Source organism: Serratia sp. LTN-2 (genome assembly GCF_059740205.1).
Genome location: NZ_JCAXDO010000002.1, coordinates 37769 through 58142, shown reverse-complemented (window position 1 = coordinate 58142; position 20374 = coordinate 37769). Strand labels below are relative to the sequence as shown.

General features: G+C 59.0%; 20 protein-coding genes. 10 read left to right on the top strand and 10 right to left on the bottom strand.

Features of this window, described 5'->3' with window-relative positions; translation table 11 throughout:
- Positions 1-80: 80 nt before the first annotated feature.
- A complete protein-coding gene (locus AC6BYQ_RS04060; RefSeq protein ID WP_019456259.1) occupies positions 81-296 on the top strand; it encodes a hypothetical protein in 216 nt (71 codons plus the stop codon).
- Between the two features lie 90 nt (positions 297-386).
- Here the strand turns inward: AC6BYQ_RS04060 and AC6BYQ_RS04055 are convergent, their stop codons facing one another.
- Positions 387-869: a FidL-like protein gene (locus AC6BYQ_RS04055; RefSeq protein ID WP_019456258.1), complete on the bottom strand. Its 483-nt coding sequence runs from the start codon at positions 867-869 to the stop codon at positions 387-389.
- A complete protein-coding gene (locus AC6BYQ_RS04050) occupies positions 870-1649 on the bottom strand; it encodes a winged helix-turn-helix domain-containing protein (protein ID WP_498056349.1) in 780 nt (259 codons plus the stop codon). It abuts the gene before it with no gap.
- Positions 1650-2052: 403 nt separating this feature from the next.
- On the opposite strand from AC6BYQ_RS04050, the gene AC6BYQ_RS04045 reads away from it, so the two are divergent.
- The 5 genes from AC6BYQ_RS04045 to AC6BYQ_RS04025 all read left to right on the top strand — a co-directional run bounded on the left by AC6BYQ_RS04045 (position 2053) and on the right by AC6BYQ_RS04025 (position 7773).
- Positions 2053-2664, top strand: a complete 612-nt coding sequence (locus AC6BYQ_RS04045; protein WP_498056348.1) for a helix-turn-helix transcriptional regulator — start codon at positions 2053-2055, stop codon at positions 2662-2664.
- 182 nt (positions 2665-2846) lie between these two features.
- Positions 2847-3431 carry a fimbrial protein gene (locus tag AC6BYQ_RS04040; protein ID WP_019456255.1) on the top strand — a complete coding sequence of 195 codons (585 nt, stop codon included), beginning with the start codon at positions 2847-2849 and terminating at the stop codon, positions 3429-3431.
- Positions 3432-3480: 49 nt separating this feature from the next.
- Complete coding sequence (locus AC6BYQ_RS04035) at positions 3481-4176, top strand: fimbrial biogenesis chaperone (protein WP_498056347.1); 696 nt, start codon at positions 3481-3483, stop codon at positions 4174-4176.
- Between the two features lie 15 nt (positions 4177-4191).
- Positions 4192-6684: a fimbria/pilus outer membrane usher protein gene (locus tag AC6BYQ_RS04030; RefSeq protein ID WP_019456253.1), complete on the top strand. Its 2493-nt coding sequence runs from the start codon at positions 4192-4194 to the stop codon at positions 6682-6684.
- A gap of 18 nt (positions 6685-6702) precedes the next feature.
- Positions 6703-7773 carry a fimbrial protein gene (locus AC6BYQ_RS04025; protein WP_498056346.1) on the top strand — a complete coding sequence of 357 codons (1071 nt, stop codon included), beginning with the start codon at positions 6703-6705 and terminating at the stop codon, positions 7771-7773.
- A gap of 40 nt (positions 7774-7813) precedes the next feature.
- On the opposite strand, the gene soxR is transcribed toward AC6BYQ_RS04025, so the two are convergent.
- A complete protein-coding gene (soxR, locus tag AC6BYQ_RS04020) occupies positions 7814-8290 on the bottom strand; it encodes a redox-sensitive transcriptional activator SoxR (RefSeq protein WP_019456251.1) in 477 nt (158 codons plus the stop codon).
- A gap of 145 nt (positions 8291-8435) precedes the next feature.
- On the opposite strand from soxR, the gene AC6BYQ_RS04015 reads away from it, so the two are divergent.
- Both AC6BYQ_RS04015 and AC6BYQ_RS04010 read left to right on the top strand, forming a co-directional pair.
- A complete protein-coding gene (locus tag AC6BYQ_RS04015; protein WP_498056345.1) occupies positions 8436-9521 on the top strand; it encodes an efflux RND transporter periplasmic adaptor subunit in 1086 nt (361 codons plus the stop codon).
- A 10-nt stretch (positions 9522-9531) separates the two neighbouring features.
- A complete protein-coding gene (locus tag AC6BYQ_RS04010; protein WP_197667445.1) occupies positions 9532-12612 on the top strand; it encodes a MexW/MexI family multidrug efflux RND transporter permease subunit in 3081 nt (1026 codons plus the stop codon).
- Positions 12613-12661: 49 nt separating this feature from the next.
- Here the strand turns inward: AC6BYQ_RS04010 and AC6BYQ_RS04005 are convergent, their stop codons facing one another.
- From AC6BYQ_RS04005 to AC6BYQ_RS03985, 5 genes are all read right to left on the bottom strand, one after another.
- The gene (locus tag AC6BYQ_RS04005) at positions 12662-13462 is read right to left on the bottom strand and encodes a DNA/RNA non-specific endonuclease (protein WP_498056344.1); all 801 of its coding nucleotides are present in this window, start codon (positions 13460-13462) and stop codon (positions 12662-12664) included.
- Between the two features lie 153 nt (positions 13463-13615).
- Positions 13616-15076, bottom strand: a complete 1461-nt coding sequence (locus AC6BYQ_RS04000; RefSeq protein ID WP_074054566.1) for a TrkH family potassium uptake protein — start codon at positions 15074-15076, stop codon at positions 13616-13618.
- A gap of 127 nt (positions 15077-15203) precedes the next feature.
- A complete protein-coding gene (locus AC6BYQ_RS03995) occupies positions 15204-15518 on the bottom strand; it encodes a hypothetical protein (RefSeq protein WP_016928271.1) in 315 nt (104 codons plus the stop codon).
- A 236-nt stretch (positions 15519-15754) separates the two neighbouring features.
- Complete coding sequence (gene wrbA / locus AC6BYQ_RS03990) at positions 15755-16354, bottom strand: NAD(P)H:quinone oxidoreductase (RefSeq protein WP_004928045.1); 600 nt, start codon at positions 16352-16354, stop codon at positions 15755-15757.
- A 78-nt stretch (positions 16355-16432) separates the two neighbouring features.
- Positions 16433-17050, bottom strand: a complete 618-nt coding sequence (locus AC6BYQ_RS03985; RefSeq protein ID WP_498056343.1) for a LysE family translocator — start codon at positions 17048-17050, stop codon at positions 16433-16435.
- A 68-nt stretch (positions 17051-17118) separates the two neighbouring features.
- Between AC6BYQ_RS03985 and AC6BYQ_RS03980 the strand changes: the two genes are divergently transcribed.
- A complete protein-coding gene (locus AC6BYQ_RS03980) occupies positions 17119-18042 on the top strand; it encodes a LysR family transcriptional regulator (protein WP_198635438.1) in 924 nt (307 codons plus the stop codon).
- On the opposite strand, the gene AC6BYQ_RS03975 is transcribed toward AC6BYQ_RS03980, so the two are convergent.
- Together AC6BYQ_RS03975 and AC6BYQ_RS03970 are read right to left on the bottom strand one after the other, a co-directional pair.
- Positions 18026-18496, bottom strand: coding sequence for a helix-turn-helix domain-containing protein (locus AC6BYQ_RS03975; RefSeq protein WP_074054563.1), 471 nt, complete (start codon positions 18494-18496; stop codon positions 18026-18028). The genes AC6BYQ_RS03980 and AC6BYQ_RS03975 overlap by 17 nt on opposite strands.
- Positions 18497-18624: 128 nt before the next feature.
- Positions 18625-19200, bottom strand: a complete 576-nt coding sequence (locus AC6BYQ_RS03970) for a helix-turn-helix domain-containing protein (protein ID WP_198635436.1) — start codon at positions 19198-19200, stop codon at positions 18625-18627.
- Between the two features lie 67 nt (positions 19201-19267).
- Here AC6BYQ_RS03970 and AC6BYQ_RS03965 point away from each other — a divergent pair, with 67 nt between their 5' ends.
- Positions 19268-20191 carry a DMT family transporter gene (locus AC6BYQ_RS03965; protein ID WP_025160336.1) on the top strand — a complete coding sequence of 308 codons (924 nt, stop codon included), beginning with the start codon at positions 19268-19270 and terminating at the stop codon, positions 20189-20191.
- The last annotated feature ends 183 nt before the right edge of the window (positions 20192-20374 follow it).

The window sequence follows — 20374 nt, the reverse complement described above, 5'->3', positions numbered from 1 at the left end:
GCCTGCTGCTGTCAGGCGTGACCGGCGTAATAATCAACGCCGCCTTATCAATTTTGCGTAATGCTCTTATGGAGACAGAGATGAACTGGTATCAAGTCGCCCTATGGACCATGATCTTCCTGAAGTCCGGCGCTTTCCTGGTATTCGTATGGTGGTGGATGTTCAAACGCGCGACCAAACCTTATGTGCGCCCGCAGGACGTAGTGGTGGACGATAAGCCGTATGACGAGAATCTCACCATGGAAGAGGTGATGAAAAAACATGGCATTACCCGCGCGGAGAATTCGGTTCAATAAGCGCGTTGTTGCCGCCGGGGGCGTTTATCACGATAGCGCCCCTGTTGATTTTCCTTTCCTGTCCCTGTTGGTTTGCGCGATGAGCGTCCGTTAGCGGCACATCGCGACGGGGAACAACACGCCATGCATGATATAGGCGTCCTGCCGTACTTTTCGCATCGAAAAGAACCCGTTCTTAATGCCGAGAGAAATCATGGGGATCTCCTTGGTGAGCTCATCCGGTGCGTTGTCGTCGGGGCTTTTGATCACTTCACGTTGCGTCGTCATATAAAAGCCATCGCCTATTTTTTTGAGTTTAAAGATGAGTTTCTGGTCCAGATTGTAGGTTTTACCCCTGAGGGTGATATCGCCGCGTTGCACGATCACCGCCCTGTCTTCATCGTAAATGAACAAGCTGCCCGACACTTTCAGATCGAGAGCGTCGCCTGAAGCCAACAGCTTCCGAGTCACCGTCTCCGCCTTGCAGTTGATGTAGGAGGGGGGACGCAGGGTGAAGACGCGGACTATGACAATAAGAATAATCGCGGCTGACAAGCCGATAATCACTGCTTTGGGGGTGCGCAAGGCCGTCATTTATTTACCGTTGAGTATTTTGTAGGTCACACACTGAGTGTATTGATGTTCATTTCCCAGGTAACAAACGCCGAGAAATGTGTCATAACTCAGCGTATGTCTGCGCATCGAAAAATAGACGTCGGCGCTGATTTTCTTACAATCTACGTTGCTGAGCTGCAATATCTTCCCCGCCATGCGTTTTTCCGCTTCATTATCGATGTGTTTTTCGGCATCCAGTGAATACAGAGTGCAGTTGTCTTGTTTTCCCAGCGCAATTAATTCTTGCTGCAGTTGCTTGGGAAATTCAATCGGATAGAACATCGCCATCATCAATAGTGTGGAGAGCAGACCGATAATAATGACGGTTGGCGAGAGTCTCAGCCTTTTTAGCGCGTTATTGCGGCGTGGGGAAGGAAATGTCTCGATCGGCAATGGCGTCTGGGACGGTATTTCCTCTACCAGAGGCAGGGAGTGTATTTCAACCAACGCGGTAAAGCAAAAACCGACCTTGGCAATGGTTTTTATGGGAGGCGTCTCCCTTCCCAGCAGCTTGAAGGCTTTTCTTATTTCACTCACGGCGACATTCAGGCTGATTGACGAGCCGGTAAAGCCGTATTCTTCCCATACCTTCTGTATCAATACCTCGCGTTTTAATGGAACGTTTGGATGCGTCAGCATTTCAATTAGCAGTCGTGATGCCGGGTTGGATATTCGTATTGATGACTCATGGTTATCAATAAGCTGGAGGTAACAGGTGCTTGCGTCATAGATCACGCAGAGATCGATAATGTATTTCATATTTGCAGGTTTTTATAAGGATATAGGCTTCCAATGCGCGGCTAGTATTTAGGTAAAAGGCAAGGAGGTCAAGGATTATGGCGGAATTCGCAAGTGAACCGGGTTGGTTTTTTATTTTTACGCTGGGCGCAATGTCTGGCCTCGAGTGTGATGAATGATATTTTAAGTGTTTTGTGCTAATAATTTTAATATTTTTAGATTATTGTGATTAAAATTTCTGTTATAAAAAATAATATTTCTAGTGGTGGCGGTTTGGTGCAGAATTATCCTGGCTGTACGGAACAGGGCTTCCCTGTGCATGTGGCTTATTTTCTATGTTTATCTGGTAATAAGAATTTTCCGCAAAAGTGTTTTTTTTTCAGTGATGATGACGTGTTCTGGTTAAGCCACGGATGGAGGGGATATGCTCAGTGTCGGTATTGTATCTGAAAATCTGTTCTTCAGAGAGGCGGTCAAGAGAATATTGACGCCAAGGATTTATCATCAAGAACACGTTATTACCTGTTACGGCGATTTGCCATTGGTAATGGGAAGTTGTTGTCATGACATTCTGGTTATTGACGACGCGGTAAAAAGCATGTTGCGTTTCAGCGTGGCGGTAACCTTATTACCGTCCATCCACGGGGTTAAATTTTTTATTGCAACGGAAGAGATGCGCCGCCTGCTATGTCGATCCTTCTGGCACGATGTCGTGGTGTTCGACAAACGGGACAGTGTATCTAATATGAGCCAGTCTCTGGCATTATTACTGGCCGATATTCTCCGTTGCTCAGCATCGCCCCAAAAGATAGATGACAGACCGGTTCGTGCGGCGAAACATTGCCTGACGGAAAGCGAGGCGGAAACTCTCCATTTGCTTTCTTTTGGCTATACGGTGACTCAGGTTTCCAAAATGTTGGATAAAAGCGTAAAAACCGTCAGCACGCAGAAATGCAGTGCGTTACGCAAAATGGGCCTGGGAAACCGGGTGCATAATTTGTTGGGGATTTCTTCCGGTTTTATAAGAGAGAGGTAGGGGGCTATTTCTCGCTTATATTCCTGGTGGATGCATCACGTTATTTATTGGTTTTTATAAAAACAGGAATGTGATCGCTATTTTTTTTTGCCTCTGTATTACGGGGAGGGACTGTTTCATCCCGCCGGCAGCGGCCGCTTTATTTATTCTCTCAAACCAAACTGTTATGGAGTTTTATCATCATGATGAAGAAGATGTTTTCTGTTGCAATCATGGCGGCTGCGGTCGCTGCGCCTACGGCTTTCGCTGAAGATAATTCCGCCGGTGGCGTCATTAACTTTACCGGTGCCATTACCGACACCACCTGTACCATCAACGGCGGCAAAAGTGCGGATTTCACCGTAGCGCTGAGCCCGATCTCGGTGACCGATGCCGGTAACGCCGTTGGGCCAATCACCAAGAACAAAAAGTCCTTCTCGCTGACCTTCTCCGGCTGTTCGCCGGCGGCCGGCACGGCAGGCACCCCGCTGAAAATCTACTTCTCCTCCGCGGATAACATTTCCACTGACGGCAAATATTTGCTGAACAACTCGGTCAACGAGAACGACGCTTCCGTCGCGAAGAACGTGGGCTTCTCTCTGGCGGAAACCGGTTCTTCTACGCCGATCCAACTGAACGTGCCGTATGTCACCGACATCATGGGCGACAAAACGGCGCCGGATTCGGAAACCCTGACGCTGGATGCGTACTACTACAAAACCAACGCCGAAGCGGCAAAAGTGGGCGCTCTGAGCTCCAACGTGACTTACACCATTTCTTACCTGTAATCACGCTGACCGCCAGGCCCCTGACCGGGCCTGGCCACTCGGGGGAACGATGAAAAAATACTTGATGATGGCGGCGTTGCTGCTCACTGCCGTTGGCGCTCAGGCCAACGTGGTGGTTAACGGGACGCGGGTTATTTATCCGGCAAACAACAAGGACGTGATTGTCCAACTGCTGAACAATGGCGCCGACCCCTCATTGGTTCAGGCCTGGATCGACGACGGCGATATCAATTCCACCCCGGAAACCGCCAATGTGCCGTTTTTGCTGTCGCCGCCGGTGGTGAAGGTCAACGGCAATAGCGGCCAGCAGCTGCGAATTCAGAAAGTCGGCGCCGCGTTGGCGGCGGATCGCGAATCGGTGTTCTATCTCAACGTGCTGGATATCCCGCCGACGCCGGAAAACCTGCAAGGCACCAACACGCTGCAGCTGGCGATCAAGTCGCGCATCAAACTGTTCTACCGCCCGCCGGCGTTAACCCGCGGCGTAGAAAGCGCGTTGGAAAAACTGACGCTGCAAGCCAACGGCAAAGGGTTCGACGTCACCAACAGCAGCCCGTATTTCATCACGATAGCGAATATCGGCCAGGGCGCGGACAAACACTTGCTGGTTGACTCGCTCATGGTTGCGCCGTTTTCCACCCAGTTTGCCGCCAGCAAACGATCGGCCACTAAAAACGCCCGCTATGACCTGATGTATATCGACGATCTGGGGGCTTACAAGTCTAAAGCCGTCACCGCACACTAACCTGAAAGAACAACAATGAAGCTGAATAAAAAAGTCCTCTCGTTGCTGACCGCCTCTTCATTCTTGTTGCCGGACACGGCCTGGGCGGTGACGTTCGATACTTCGCTGCTGGCCGGCGAATCGCGCGATTCCGATCTTTCGCGTTTTTATCTCAACAATGACATGCCTGCCGGCAGGCAGGAGATCGATGTGTATGTCAACCATGACTGGAAAGGGCGCTACGCGCTGCTGTTTGGCGCCCAGCGCGACGATATTCAAATCGACTACCGGGATGCGCAGCGTCTGGGCATCGATCTGAGCCGGTTGCCGGCGCCTCAGGCGCCCCAGGAGACGCTGCCAATCGCCACGCTGGTACAGGGCGGGCGGTTTGATATGGACGTCGGCGCGCTTAGCCTGCGGTTGACGGTGCCGCAGGCGCGGGTCAACCGGTCGGAGGCGGGGTATGTCGATCCCGCCTTTTGGAATCGCGGCATCTCAGCGCTGACGCTGGCCTACAACGCGACCTACTATCACGCAGAGACGCACGGCGACGGCAATCGCAGCAGCAATGACGATCTCTATACCGGGCTGGAGTCAGGGATCAACCTGGCCGGTTGGCAATTTCGCGACAGCAGCAGCTTTCGCCACGGCAGCGGGCGCGGTAGTCACTGGCAGAACAACACGCGCTATCTGCAGCGCGGCTTCGCCGACATCAAATCCAACCTGACCGTCGGCGATTTTTATTCGCCGGGGGATCTGTTCGACTCGGTGCGCATTCGCGGGGTGGCGCTGGCGTCGGACATCAGCATGCGCCCCAACTCGCAGCAAGGTTTTTCACCGATCGTTCGGGGCGTGGCGCAAACCAACGCGTTGGTGAAAGTGGTGCAGAACGGCAACGTCATCTATCAGGAAAACGTGCCGCCGGGCGCCTTTACGCTCGACAGCATTCAACCTACCGGCTCGGCGGGCGATCTGTGGGTGACGGTCAAAGAAGCGGATGGGCGCGAGCAGTCGTTCAGCGTGCCGTTTTCCGCCGTGCCCAACATGTTGAAGCAGGGTGTCGGCCAATACAGCGTGCTGGCGGGCAAGGTTAACGAAAGCAATACCGATTACGATCCCGGCTTTGTGCAAGGCACCTTGCAGTATGGTTTCAATAACCTGGTGACCGGCTATGCCGGCAGCATTTTGAGCGACGATTATCAGGCCTGGCTGCTCGGCAGCGGCTGGAACCTGCCGATTGGGGCGGTGTCCATCGATCTGACGCATGCCGATACCCGTCTGAAAAATCGCCGCGAAAGCGGGCAGAGCTTTCGCATCGCCTACAGTAAATTTCTCGATGTCACCGCCACCAACTTCACGTTGGCGGCCTACCGTTACTCCACCCGCGGTTACTACAGCTTTACCGACGCCATTTACTCCAATGACGGCTATCGCCAACTGGAGCGGCAATTTGATCGCTGGCGCGACGAAGAGGGTGTATCGGAACTGGATATGAACACCTGGGATGCGCTGCGTTCCGCGCGGCCGAAAAATACCTTTACGCTTAACCTGAACCAGCGCCTGAACGAAGGCTGGGGCACGTTGTTCTTCTCCGGCTCTCAGCGCGATTACTGGACGGCCAACGCCAAGAGCCGCGAATACCAGCTGGGCTACTCCAACAATCTGGGGCGCGTCAGCTACGCGGTTTCCGCCAGCCGGGTGCGCAACAGCCAGCGTGAAGAAGAGACGCGCTATTACCTGTCATTCAGCCTGCCGCTGTCGGTATTCGACAACAACGCCTATCTCAGCACCGGTCTGTCGGCGACGGACTCTCACTATCAGCAAAGCACGGTCAGCCTGAGCGGCAACGCGCTGGAATCCAACCGCCTGAGTTACTCGCTGAGCGGCAGCAACCGCAGCGGCGGCGACAATATGGCCAGCGTCAATGCGGCCTATCGCGCTCGCGCTTCGACGTTGGGCGTCTCCTACAGCGAAGGCAACGATTATCGTCAGAGCGGCCTCAGCGCCCGCGGCAGCCTGGTGGCGATCCCCTGGCATCTGCTGGCGTCGAACGAAATCGGTAACACCATGACGGTGGTGGAGGCGCCGCAGGCTGCGGGGTTGATGGTCAACGGCGACGAAAGCATCGTCACCAACGCGCAAGGATTGGCGCTGGTGCCCTACGCCACGCCGTACCGGCAAAACTCGATCACGCTATCGGATACCGGCCACAGCAGCGGGGCGGAAATCAGCGGCAACGTCGCCAACCACGTGCCTTACTACGGCGCGGTCAGCTACCTGAAATTCGAAACCGATCAACGCCGGCCATTCCAGCAACGGGCGCAACGCGCCGATGGCGCGCCGCTGCCGTTCGGCGCCGAAGTGCTGGATGAACACGATCGGTCGGTAGGCTTTGTCGGCCAGGCCAGCGTGCTGTATCTGCGCGCCGAACAGCCGCCAACGGCGTTGACGGTGCAACTGCGCGATGGCCGCTGCCGCATCGCCAAACCTACTCTGACGCTGGATGCGTCGCCCGGCGTTTGCCGCTAATACAGGATAATCGAACCTATGATCAGGCTGATTTCTTTACTGCTGCTGTCCGGGCTGTTCAGCGGCTATGGCTATGCTTCCTGCTATGGCAAAGGAGCGGAGTTTGCGCCCCCGATTTTCGTTGATCTCTCCGACAAGCTGAGCGCCAATACGCCGGTCTGGGAGGCGCAATATAATACCCAGTACACAGGCACATTTAACTGCAGCAAGTCCAAAAGCAACTTTTCCTACACCATCAAGCTTTCGCCGAAAGATTCGCAGGCCGCGATTTTCGGTTTTAACAACGGTCAACAGTGGGTCCGAGCGGAAATCACCAACAAGATAAGCGACAGAACGTTGAGGGGGCGCGGGGAACACTCCGCGTCAGAGTTAAACTCGCCGATGACCATTCGTTATTCGCTGGTACAAAAACCCAAAGATGGGCGGGTGGTGCCGGGCGATGCCTTGATGCTTGATGACGTTTTACTGGTGAGCGATGTGACCGGTATCGGCATTCTGGAATTGCCGTTCTGGCTGCTGGAACAAGTAGGGAAACTGCTCACCTGGTTGCTTACCGGCAACTGGCCTTATGACGATCGCGACATGTACGGCCAGCCGATGAACATCAAATACGCGCCGAAAACCACCACCTGTCGTTTCGACAATGCCGGCCTGACGGTCAGGTTGCCCAAAATGGGCGTGGCGCAGGTGCTGAATAACAGCCAACCCGGCTACACACCGTTCTCGCTCACCATCAGCTGCCAGAACATGCAGCAGGAAGGCATCGCCGATCGCGCCGTAGAGATGTTCCTGTCCAGCAATAACCTGCTGGCCTCTGACGCCAGCGTACTGACCAATGCCAATGCGGGCGGTGCGCAAGGGGTGGGGCTGCGGCTGGTCAAGCGCGACATGCCGAGCTCGCCGGTGGTGTTGTCGCCCTCCAACGTCGATCGCGGCGGCGCCACCTCGCTGTTTCACGTCGCCGCCGGCGGCAGTCTGAACAGTCACTTCATCATCGGCATGGGCGCTTATTATTACCCTTATCAGCGCGATGGCGTCACGCAGGGGGAAATTAACACCTCGGCCACGTTGAACATCATCTATCCCTGAGAGGAATGGGCTGGGAAGCACCGGTGAGCCGCCGTCTCGCTCATCGGTCCTTTCCGGCGCCATGTTCGAGAATCTGTGCGCCGGTGCCCTGTTGGCCCAGAATATCGTTTGGGTTACGCAGCGGGCAGTCGGCAAGCGACAGGCAACCGCAGCCGATGCAGCCGTCGAGATGGTCGCGCAGCATGGTCAGCCGTTGAATGCGCTCATCGAGCGTTTTGCGCCAGGCGGAGGACAACACGCCCCATTGCTCCGAGGTCAGCTTGCTGCCGGCGGGAAAGCGGCCCAGCGTGGCGCGGATCTCCTCCAGCGGAATGCCTGCGCTTTGCGCGATCTTGATCACCGCGATGTAACGCAGCACCACCGGCGTGTAGCGGCGCTGGTTGCCGGCGTTGCGCGTCGCCTGAATCAGCCCCTTGCTCTCGTAAAAGTGCAAAGCGGACACCGCTACGCCACTGCGTTTCGCCACCTCTCCCACGGTCAGCAGCCGATAGTTGTCAATCGGTTCATTTCTTGCCATTCCACATCCCTTAGCTTGACCTCAAGTTAACCTGAGGTTTTATAGTGCAGCCAGCCGGGCTTGGCAACCGGCATCTCTCGTCACCTGCCTGCGCTGCGTCGGGGGAAGGATGGCTTTGGCTGTAAAATCAGGAAGAAACCGTTACATGATGAAACGATACCTCATTATTGCCGCACTGTTGGCGGCGGTCGCCGTCGCTGCGGTAGCGATGCGCTCCACCGCCCGGCAAAGCGAAGGCGCGCCGGCCTATCCGCCGGTAAAAGTGGCGCTGGCGCCGGCCCTGCGTGAACAAACGGCGCGCAGCTATGCCGGCGTGGGCGAGCTGGAAGCGGCCAGCCAGGTGGAGGTCGCGGCGGAGACCAGCGGCCGCATCACGCGCATTCTGTTCGAGTCCGGCCAAACGGTGCGTCAGGGGCAACTGCTGGTGCAGCTCAACGATGCGGTCGAGCAAGCGGAGCTGGTGCGCCTGCAGGCGCAGCTGCGCAATGCCGATCTGCTGCTGGGGCGCATGCGCAAGCTGATGAACCTTAACGCCACCGCGCGGCAGCAGTTGGACGATGCGCTGGCTGAACGGGATATGGCGCTCGGTGCGGTGCAGGAAACGCAGGCCAAAATCGCCCAGAAGGCGATCCGCGCGCCGTTCTCCGGCGTCATCGGCATTCGCCGCGTGCATGAAGGGCAATACCTCAACGCCGCCGAGGCGGTGGCCAACCTGGTGGATGCCGATACGCTGCGGGTCAATTTCTCGCTGGACGAACAAAGCAGCGCCGGGTTGGCGTTGGGCCAGGCGGTATCGGTGCAGGTCGGCGCCTATCCCGATCGGGCTTTCCCCGCCGTTATTACCGCTATCGATCCGATGATCGGCAAATCTCGCACCGTACAGGTGCAGGCGACGTTGACTAACCGCCAGGGATTGCTGAATGCCGGCATGTACGCCGGCATTCGCGTCACGCAGCAACAGCGCGTGGCGGTGCTGACGGTACCGGAAACGGCGCTGACCTATACGGCGTACGGCGATACCGTGTTCGTCGCGCAGCAGGGTGAAAAGGGCATGGTGGTCAAGCGCGTCTCGGTCACCGTGGGCGAACGCAATGACGGGCGCGTCGAGATCGTCAGCGGTCTGCAGGAAGGCGAGCGGGTGGTGACCTCGGGCCAGCTCAAACTGAGTGACGGCATGGCGGCCGAGCCGGTGGCGCAGGATACCCTGAGCGCCGCCCAGGCCGGTTCCTGAGGAGAGACCGATGACATTTACCGATCTGTTCGTGCGCCGGCCGGTGCTGGCGCTGGTGGTCAGCACGCTGATCCTGCTGTTCGGCGCGCTGGCGCTCAGCCAATTGCCGATTCGCCAATACCCGCTGCTGGAAAATTCGACCATCACCATCAGCACCGACTATCCCGGTGCCTCGTCCGAGCTGATGCAGGGCTTCGTCACGCAGCCGATCGCCCAGGCGGTGTCGTCCGTCGAAGGCGTTGACTACCTTTCTTCCTCGTCGGTGCAGGGGCGCAGCGTGGTGACGGTGCGCATGGCGCTGAACCGCGATTCCACCCAGGCGTTGACCGAGGTGATGGCCAAGGTCAATCAGGTGCGTTACAAGCTGCCGGAGCAGGCATACGATCCGGTGATTGAGCGTTCCGCCGGTGAAGCCACCGCCGTGGCCTATGTCGGTTTCTCCAGTAAAACGCTGTCCACGCCGGCGCTGAGCGAATACCTGACGCGGGTGGTGGAGCCGATGTTCACCACCATCGACGGCGTCGCCAAGGTTGAAGTGTTCGGCGGGCAAAAAATGGCGATGCGCCTGTGGCTGGACAGCGATCGGCTGGCGGGCCGCGGCCTGACCGCCGCCGACGTGGCCGACGCGGTGCGGCGCAACAACTATCAGGCGGCGCCGGGCAAGGTGAAAGGGCAGTATGTGGTCGCCAACGTGCGGGTGAATACCGATCTCACCAGCGTGGAGGAGTTTCGCAATCTGGTGGTGCGCAACGACGGTAACGGCCTGGTGCGCTTGAAAGACGTCGGCACCGTGGAGCTGGGCGCCGCGGCCACGGAGACCAGCGCGCTGATGGATGGCGAACCGGCGGTGTTCCTCGGCGTCTTCCCCACGCCGACCGGTAATCCGCTGGTGATCGTCGACGGCATTCGTCACCTGATGCCGGCGATCGACAAGATGCAGCCGCCGGGCGTGAAGATGGCGCTGGCGTTTGAAACCGCGCGCTTTATTCAGGCCTCGATCGATGAAGTGGTGCATACCCTGCTGGAAGCGCTGGCGATCGTAGTGGCGGTGATCTACCTGTGTCTGGGATCGCTGCGCACCGTGTTGATCCCGGTGGTAACCATTCCCTTGTCGATTCTCGGTGCCGCCGGGCTGATGCTGGCCTTTGGCTTCAGCGTCAATCTGCTGACGCTGCTGGCGATGGTTCTGGCGATCGGTCTGGTGGTGGACGACGCCATCGTGGTGGTGGAGAACGTGCATCGCCATATCGAAGAGGGGAAAACGCCGCTGGCGGCGGCGATGATCGGCGCGCGCGAGGTGGCGGGGCCGGTGATCGCCATGACTCTGACGCTGGCGGCGGTCTATGCGCCGATCGGCCTGATGGGCGGGCTGACCGGTGCACTGTTCCGCGAGTTCGCGCTGACGCTGGCCGGCGCGGTGGTGGTGTCCGGCGTGGTGGCGCTGACGTTGTCGCCGGTGATGAGTTCTCTCCTGCTGCCCGCCAAACAGAGCGAAGGGCGCGTGGCGCGCGCCGCCGAGTGGTTCTTCGGCGGCCTGACGCGGCGCTATGCCCGCGCGCTGGATTTCTCGCTGCATCACCGTTGGCTGACCGGAGCGCTGGCGCTGCTGGTGATGATCAGCCTGCCGCTGCTGTATCTGATGCCGCAGCGCGAGCTGGCGCCGACCGAGGATCAGGCCATCGTACTGACCGCCATCAAGGCGCCGCAGCACGCTAACCTGAACTATGTCGAACGCTTCGCCTATAAGCTGGATGAGGTCTACAACCGCATGCCGGAAACCGAAAGCCGTTGGATCATCAACGGCAGCGACGGCACGGCGTCCGGCATCGGCGGCATCAACCTGACGCTATGGCAGGCGCGCCAGCGCTCGGCGTCGGCGGTGCAGGCCGATCTGCAACGGGCGGTGAACGATGTCGAAGGCACCAGCATTTTCGCCTTCCAGCTGCCCGCTTTACCGGGCTCCACCGGTGGGCTGCCGGTGCAGATGGTGTTGCGCACGCCGCAGGACTACCCGCAGCTGTACCGCACCCTGGAAGAGGTCAAGCAGAACGCCAGAAACAGCGGCCTGTTTATGGTGGTAGACAGCGATTTGGACTACAACAATCCGCTGGCGGAGGTGCACATCGACCGCGCCAAGGCCAACAGCCTGGGGATCCGCATGAGCGACATCGGCGAATCGCTGGCGGTGCTGGTGGGCGAGAACTACCTCAACCGCTTCGGCATGGACGGGCGCGCCTATGACGTGATCCCGCAGAGCCTGCGCGAACAGCGGCTGACGCCGCAGGCGCTGGCGCGGCAGTATGTCCGCACGCAGGACAATACGCTGGTGCCGCTCTCCACCGTGGTATCGGTGGCCGTTAAGGTCGAGCCGAACAAGCTGACCCAGTTCAACCAGCAGAATGCGGCCACCCTGCAGGCGATCCCCGCGCCCGGTGTTTCGATGGGCGAAGCGGTGGCGTTCCTCGAACGGCAGGCGAATGCGCTGCCGGCCGAATTCAGCCACGATTGGCAGGGGGATTCGCGCCAGTATACCCAGGAAGGCAGCGCGCTGGCGTTCGCATTCCTGGCGGCGCTGGTCATCATCTACCTGGTGCTGGCGGCGCAGTACGAGAGCCTGAAGGATCCGCTGATCATTCTGATCACCGTGCCGCTGTCGATCTGCGGCGCCTTGCTGCCGTTGGCGCTGGGCTATGCGACGATGAATATCTATACCCAGGTCGGGCTGGTGACCCTGATCGGGCTTATCAGCAAGCACGGCATTTTGATGGTGGAGTTCGCCAACGAGCTGCAGATGCATCAAGGGCTGGCGCGGCGCGCCGCGATTTTGCAGGCGGCGCAAATTCGTCTGCGGCCGGTGCTGATGACCACCGGGGCGATGGTGTTCGGCCTGATCCCGCTGCTGTTCGCCAGCGGCGCCGGCGCCGCCAGCCGCTTCGGTCTGGGCTTGGTGATCGTATCCGGCATGCTGGTGGGCACGCTGTTTACCCTGTTCGTGTTGCCGACGGTGTATACGTTGCTGGCACGCGACCACGCGGTAGCCTCACCTCGTCAACGCGAGTTGGCCGCTGCGCAAAAGGCGCTGACGGAGTAAGCCGCCGGCGCCCGCGTGAAAAATAAACCCGCCTCGGCGGGTTTTTTCGTCAGTTTTTGCAGCCCATCAACTCCGGTAGCACGCCGGGTTTGCTCTTCAGCGAAGCCTGCACGTCGTCCGGCAGGCCGGCCCAGATGATCAGACCGGTGCGTTTCTCAATTTCGTCCACCGTCACGCGGAATTGGCAGAAATCGGCGCCCTTCGGCGTGTTCTGGTCGAACAGGAAGGCGGCGTAGTGGTTTACCGCCGGGCTGTTGTTGATAAAAATCACCTTCCAGTAGGCGCTGGGGATGGTGTGCGCTTTCTGGGTGCCCGGCAGTTTGCCCATATCGCGCTCATACAGCGGCCCGGTCACGGTATAGACCGAAGAGATGTCGGCGCGATCGATCAGCTTGCGTTCCTGGTCTTCCAGCCGCGCCCAGGCGCCCTGGTTCAGATCGGACTTTTGCGGCGTGATGTTGGACAGATAGTTCAGCGATTCCCAGTCGGAAACGCCTGCCAGCGAAGCCAGCGGCGCCTGATGGCCGCGATCGACCTTCAGCGCCGCGTTGGCGCCGGTGTAATCGGCGGGCGCCAGGGTATCCGCCGGATTGAGTGCCGGATCGGTTTTCCAGTTGCGCGTCTTGCCGCTGGCCGGCGTGTCTTTGGTGATGTGATAGGCCACCCAGTTGGCGAACTTGGTGGTGCTGTTGTTATTCAACGTATAAGCATGACGCACGATCGACACGTTGCTGCTGCCGCCGGTCGGGCAGCCGACCGCGCAGTTGTCGATGGATTCGAGCGTGTCGGCCGACGCCTGTACGGCGAACAGCAGGGCGACCAGGGCCAACATCTTGTTGTTAAAGCGCATATTCATATCCTCAATAAGTTAAAATTCACTGTATATATTTACAGTGAATTAAACTTATCGCAGTGAAACGAATACAACAATGCAACATATGTGTGTTGTGAATGTGTCAGCGATAACCGAGCGAAACGGTGGCTTCATGCCGGGTTTGTCCGCTTAAAAACGCCAAAACGCGCGTGAACAAAGGATCAGCATCGGGTAGATCTCGAGGCGGCCAAGCAGCATGGCGGCGCACATCAGCCATTTCGCCGCGTCGTTCAACGTGCCGAAGCCGGCGGCGGTTTCTCCATATCCCAGTCCCATATTGTTGATGCAGGCGGCGACGGTGGCGAAAGCGGTGACCAGATCATAGCCCATCAGATTCAGCAGCCAGATAAACAGGCAGGTGAACAGCACGTAGAGGAAGAAAAAGCTCCAAACCGAGCGCAGCATCCGATCCTGGATCGGCGCATTGCCGACCTTGATGGTGTACAAGGCGTTAGGATGCACCAGCTGGTTGATCTCGAGCCGGCTTTGCTTGTACATGATCAGAAAACGCAGCGCTTTAATGCCGCCGCAGGTGGACCCGACGCAGCCGCCGAAAAAGCTCGCCGCCAGCAGCAGCATGATGGTGTGGGACGGAATTTTGGTGTAATCGGCGATGGCCAGACCGTTATCGGTCATCATCGAACTGGTGAGGAAAAAACCGTGCACGAAGGCGTCCTTGACCCCGTACATGCCCGAACGATACAGCTCGACGCACACGATAGCCACGACGATGGCCAGCACCAACAGGAAAAAGCGCAGCTCGGGGTTCCGGTACAGCGGTTTCAGGCTGCGGCGGCCGACGGCGACGAAATAGAGCGTGAAGTTCACCGCCGCCAGAACAGAGAAAATGCCGCCGACCATTTCCACCGCCGAACTGTCGTAGTACCCCAGGCTTTCGTTGCGGGTGGAAAATCCGCCGAGCGAGACGGTAGAGATGCCGTGACACAAGGCATCGAACCACGGCATGCCCGCCAGGCGGAAGGCGACGGTGCAGGCCAGCCCCAGGCCAAGGTAGATCAGCCACAGGTTTTTCGAGGTGTCGGCCAGCCGCGGCGTCAGGCGCTCCTCTTTGAATGGGCCGGGCATTTCCGATTGATAAAGTTTGGCGCCGCCGATGCCCAGCAGCGGCAGCACGGCCACCGCCAACACGATAACCCCCAGACCGCCGATAAAATTGAGCTGAGAGCGATAGTAGAGGAATGATTTGGGGACGTTGGAGACGTCGTTCAGCACCGAAGCGCCGGTGGTGGTGATGCCGGAGACGCCCTCGAACATCGCGTCCACCAGGCGGACGTTTAACGTGTCATCCAGCCACAGCGGCAGGGCGCTGATTGCGGAAAACAACAGCCAAAACATGACGATGATCAGGAAACCGTCCTGGGTGCGCAGCTGCACTTTCGACTGCCGGGTGCTGAACCAGCCCAATCCGCCTAGCGTGGCGGCGAGCACCAGGGTATAGAAAAACGAGAAGGCGCTTTTTTCTTTATACAGCAGGCCCATCAGCAGGGGCGGGATCATTGAAAGGCTGTAAAGGAGGACTAAAAAGCTGCAAAGATGAATAACGACCAGGATTTGTTTGGTTTTGACCATGCTGTTGCTCGGAGTGCCCGCCGACGATGCGTCAATTTATTGAAGTGTATCAAGCATAAAGCAGGCGATATAAAAATAACGTAAAAATTCATATCGCCGAATAAGCATGGCGTGGAGGGGGAGAACGCTATTCCAGCAGATCGTTGACCGTGCGGCGCACGTAGTGGGTCATCTGCGCCAGATCGTCCGGCGACACCGGGCCGCCGCCGGCGCGCACCACCTGCTGTTCGATCTGGGCGATCTCCTGCTCGACCTTGTTGGCGATCTGCACTTTGACTATCTTGTCTACCGAAGACAGCAGCACCTTCAATACCACTTTCAACGCGATGTTTTCGCAGAACGAGTCGTAATGATGAACCGGCGGCGGCGGGGCCGGAGCCGGCTCGGGCGCGCGCGGAGCCAGAGCTTTGAAGCTGTCTACATTTTCAATAATAAGATCCATGTCTCTTATTAGTTCATCAAAATCTTTAGACACTGACTTATTCCCTTCGCTGTGCGCAAAAAACAGAACGCCCGTCCTCAGGCTGAAAGCCGATGAGCGACGGGCAGAACGAATTCGGGCCTGGCCTTCAGACGCTGAATGGCCGGGGGAGGGGCATTCTAACCTTGCGGCGGGTCGGCAACAAGATGGGGCCGTGCGAATGCGCGGCCCTTTGAATCACGGGTACGGGAGGGCGCTTAACTTTTCAGCTTGGCGGTGATTTTCGCCACGTGCTCGCCCTGATAGCGGGCGATGGTCAGCTCTTCGTTGCTCGGCTGCCGCGAACCGTCGGCGCCGGCGATGGTGGTGGCGCCGTACGGGGTGCCGCCGCGCACCTGCGAAACGTCAAACAGCTCCTGCGTCGCATAGCCGATCGGCACGATGATGAAGCCGTGGTGCGCCAGCGTGGTCCAGGTCGAACTGATGGTTTGTTCCTGGCCGCCGCCGGTGCCGGTGGAGGAGAAGACGCTGCCCACCTTGCCGTACAGCGCGCCGGACGCCCACAGGCCGCCGGTCTGATCGAGGAAGGTGCGCATCTGTCCGGCCATATTGCCGAAGCGGGTCGGCGTGCCGAAGATAATGCCGTCATAGTCCGCCAGCTCTTGCGGGGTGGCGACCGGCGCCTGCTGGTGTTGCTTGCCTCCGGCCTTGGCGAAGGCTTCCGGCGTCATGGTTTCCGGCACGCGTTTAATCGTCACGTCCACGTTATCGACCCGATTTGCCCCTTCGGCCACCGCCTGCGCCAGGCGTTCGATGTGGCCGTACATTGAGTAATAAAGCACCAACAGTTTCGTCATGTTCCGTACTCCCTCTCAGATGATTAACAAAAACCCCTGATAAGCATAGAAGCGAATGACGAACTTGGCGTCGCGGCGTTACTTGATGCCGGCGATCGCCAGCAGGGTGCCAAAGGCGATCAGCAGCCCGCCAAAGGTGCGATCGATGCCGCGGCGCAAACGCAAAAAGCGCGCATTGACCCCCGGCGCGGAAAATAGCAGCGCGACGGCGGCAAACCAGAAGATATGGACGGCGGCGATAAAAAGACCATAGCCAATTTGCACGCCGAGCGGGGTGTGCGGAGAAACCACCTGCATGAACAGGCTGACGACGAAGATGGTGGTTTTCGGGTTCAGCGCATTGGTTAAAAAACCGGTTTTCAGCGCCGCGACATCGCTGATGGCGGCCGGTGTCGTGGTGGGCGCGGCGTCATGATGCGCCGCGTTGCGCAGCAACGTAAAACCGAGATAGATCAGATAGGCGGCGCCGATGCCTTTAAGCAGGTTAAACAGCCAGGGCGACTGTTGAATCAACACGCCGACGCCAATCAGCGTATAGCTGACATGGATCAGCACGCCGGCGCCGATGCCGCAGGCGGTCAAGACGCCGGCGCGGCGCGAAAGCAACAGGCTGTTGCGCGAGACCATGGCGAAATCCGGCCCCGGGCTGATTACAGCGAGTAAAGTAATGGTGACGACAGCGATGAGTTCAGTCATAGTTATCCTTGCGATGTTTCTCGATAGAGTGACTGATTTATAAGAGTAATTTCCCTCGGTGACAAACGATGAATAGTGACGGTATCGGTGAGAAAAACTCACGCAAAACCCGTAGGCCGCTGCCGCTGGGCGGTCTGCGCTGTTTTGAAGCCGCCGCGCGGCTGGAAAGTTTCACGCAGGCGGCACAGGGGCTGAATTTGACGCATGGCGCGGTCAGCCGGGCGGTGCGGGCGCTGGAAGAGGAGCTGGGCGTGGCGCTGTTTGAGCGCCGCCATCGGCGGGTTCTGCTCACGGCGGCGGGGCGCAAGCTGTTTCAGGCGACGCAGCAGGCATTCGGCATTTTGGATGCTACGGCGCTGGAGCTGCGCCAGCAGGCACTCAATGCGCCGTTGGTGTTGTCCTGTGAGCCGACCTTACTGATGCGTTGGCTGATCCCGCGCCTGCCGGCTTTTCAACAGGCGCACCCGGATATCAACTTACAGCTGGTGGCCGGCGGCGGGCCGTTTTCGTTCCATGACGGCATTACGGCGGCGATCAGGCGCAATGACTTTGATTGGGGAAAGCAGGTGCATAGCCTGGCGCTGTTTGATGAGAAAGTCGGGCCGGTGTGCCAACCCGAAGCGCTGACGAGGCTGACGGCCAGCGTGGACGGCAGGCAGAACCTGCGGCCCGACGCCAAGTTGCTGCATGCCGCCACCCGGCCGGATGCCTGGCGGCACTGGGCGCAGCGGCAGGGGGTGACGTTGGCGGGGCATCCGGAGCAGCGTTTCGATCATTTCTATTTCAGCCTGCAGGCGGCGGTAGCCGGTCTTGGCATCGCTATCGGCCCGTGGCTGCAGGTGCGAGACGATCTGGCCGCCGGTTTGCTGAGCGCGCCGTTCGGTTTCACGCCCGACGGCAGCGGCTATTACTTGTTGTCGCCGCAGCCGATCGTGCCGGGCAGTGCGCTGGCCCGGCTGGCGGAGTGGCTGACGTTTACGGCAGGCGCCTGAGTTTTTGCGCCAGCCGCTGTTCCTGCCAGCGGCTGAAGGCATTGCGCAGCAGCAGGGTGCGCACCGCCCGCATAACCAGCGCGAGGCTCATGCCGCCGATCGCCCACAGCGACCAGAGGTATTGCGGGTGAGTCAACTCGTTGATGGCGAACAGCAGCGCGCCAATCACGGCGAAACGCACCGCCATGCTCAGCAGTTTGCCTTCTGCCGCGACCTGGCGACGAATGCGCTGCTCTTCATCTACCTCACTCGGCGTTTCCGCCTGCGGCGGTGAGGTGAGATCGCTGACCTGCACCCCCAGCGCGGCGGCGATCGCGGTCAAGGTTTCCAGGCTGGCCTGTTCGCCGTTTTCAATCCGCTGTACGGTGCGGGTGCTGAGACCGGCAATGGTCGCCAGCTGCTCCTGCGACCAGCCTTTTTCCAGACGTAATGGCCTGATGCGGTACTTTTGCATGATGCACTCCCGAGTTCACTGTCACTGTCATCCAGTGTAGGGCGTGCGGGGTGACGGCGCCACGACAGCGGCACGACAGCGGCACGACAGCGGCACGACATCCGCCGCCGGCGCGGGCTGGCGGGCAGTCAGAAGGCGACGTTGCGGATAAAGCGCAGGGGCAGGTCGCCGAGATTGGCGTAAGCGTAGCGTTGATCGCTGTTGAAGGTTTGCGCGGCGCCGGCGGCAAGGGTCAGCGTACCTTGTTCCAGCTCCAGCGTCAGGGTGCCGGCAATCACATAGATCATCTCGCTCCAGCCTTCGGCGTCCGGCGCCGAGTCATAGCGCTCACCCGGCATCAGCGTCCATTCCCACAGCTCGGCCCGTTGGCGCGCCGGCACGCTGGCGGCGAACAGCGCCTGGCTGCCGGACTGCGCGCCTTGCCAGGCCAGTTCCCCTACCAGATGGCTGCCGCGCGCTTCCGGTGCCTGGATCAGATCGGTAAAGGAAATCGCCAGGGCGGCGGCGATCTTGTCGAGCACTGCCAGGCTGACGTTGCGATCGCCGGCCTCGATGCCCGCCAGCATGCGGCGGCTGACGCCGGAAAGCTCGGCCAGCGCCACTTGGCTCAGGCCCGCCTGTTGGCGGTAGCCGCGCAGATTGCTGCTCAGATACTGCAGCACTTTGGGAGGATCGGTTTTCGCGTTATGCGCCGTATTGCTCATCGCCGGACTTTATCTCATACTGGCAGGATCTGTGCATTATATTGCACTCAGCAGGAAGGGCAAGCCGGTGTCAGCAGCAAAAAAATCCTTTATTTCCGCCGTGGTTCCGCAAATCAGGTTGCCGGAAGCGGTGTTGATTTTCATCACCATGATCTGGGGCGGCACCTTTTTGGCGGTGCATCACGCGATGCAGGTCAGCGGGCCGTTCTTTTTCGTCGGTCTGCGTTTCGCCACCGCCACGCTGGCGCTGACGCTGTTTTCGCTGCGCGTGCTGCGCGGCCTGACGCTGTATGAACTGAAGGCGGGCGGGCTGATCGGGCTGGCGATCATGTTTGGCTACAGCATGCAAACCGTCGGCCTGCAGACCATCACCAGCAGCCAGTCGGCGTTCATTACCGCCATGTATGTGCCGATCGTACCGCTGTTGCAATGGCTGGTGCTGGGGCGGTTCCCCGGTATCATGTCGTGGATCGGCATTCTGCTGGCCTTTACCGGGCTGATGCTGCTGGCAGCGCCGAGCAGCACCGACATGACGCTGAGCCTCGGCGAAATTCTGACGCTGGCCGGCACCCTTGGTATGGCGGCGGAGATCATCCTGATCGGCGCCTTTGCCGGCAAGGTGAATATCCGCCGGGTGACCATCGTACAGCTGGCGACCGCCTCGCTGACCTCATTCTTGATGATGGCGCCGACCGGTGAATCGCCACCGCCGTATTCGGATTACCTGCTGTACAGCGCCATTGGGCTGGGGCTGGCCAGCGCGTTGATTCAACTGACCATGAACTGGGCGCAGCGCAGCGTTTCGCCGACGCGGGCCACGGTGATTTACGCCGGCGAACCGGTCTGGGCGGGCATCGTCGGGCGGTTGGCCGGGGAGCGTTTGCCGGGTGTGGCGTTATTGGGCGGAGCGTTGATCGTGATCGGGGTGGTGGTCAGCGAGCTGCGCGTGCGGCGTAAGGGGAAAGCGGCGGTGGCGACGGAAGCGGATTAGCGCAGAGGCGTAAAAAGAAAGGGGCGGAGAGATGTATGAACCGGTCACATGGGTAACAGGTTATAACGGTACGGTAAACAGCCTATGGCGGTTTACCGTGCCCTGGAATGAGACTGTTACCATGCAACGTTTACAGTTTGTCACGGCCTGTCTGGAAGGTGAGCTTCCGATTGCAGAAGTATG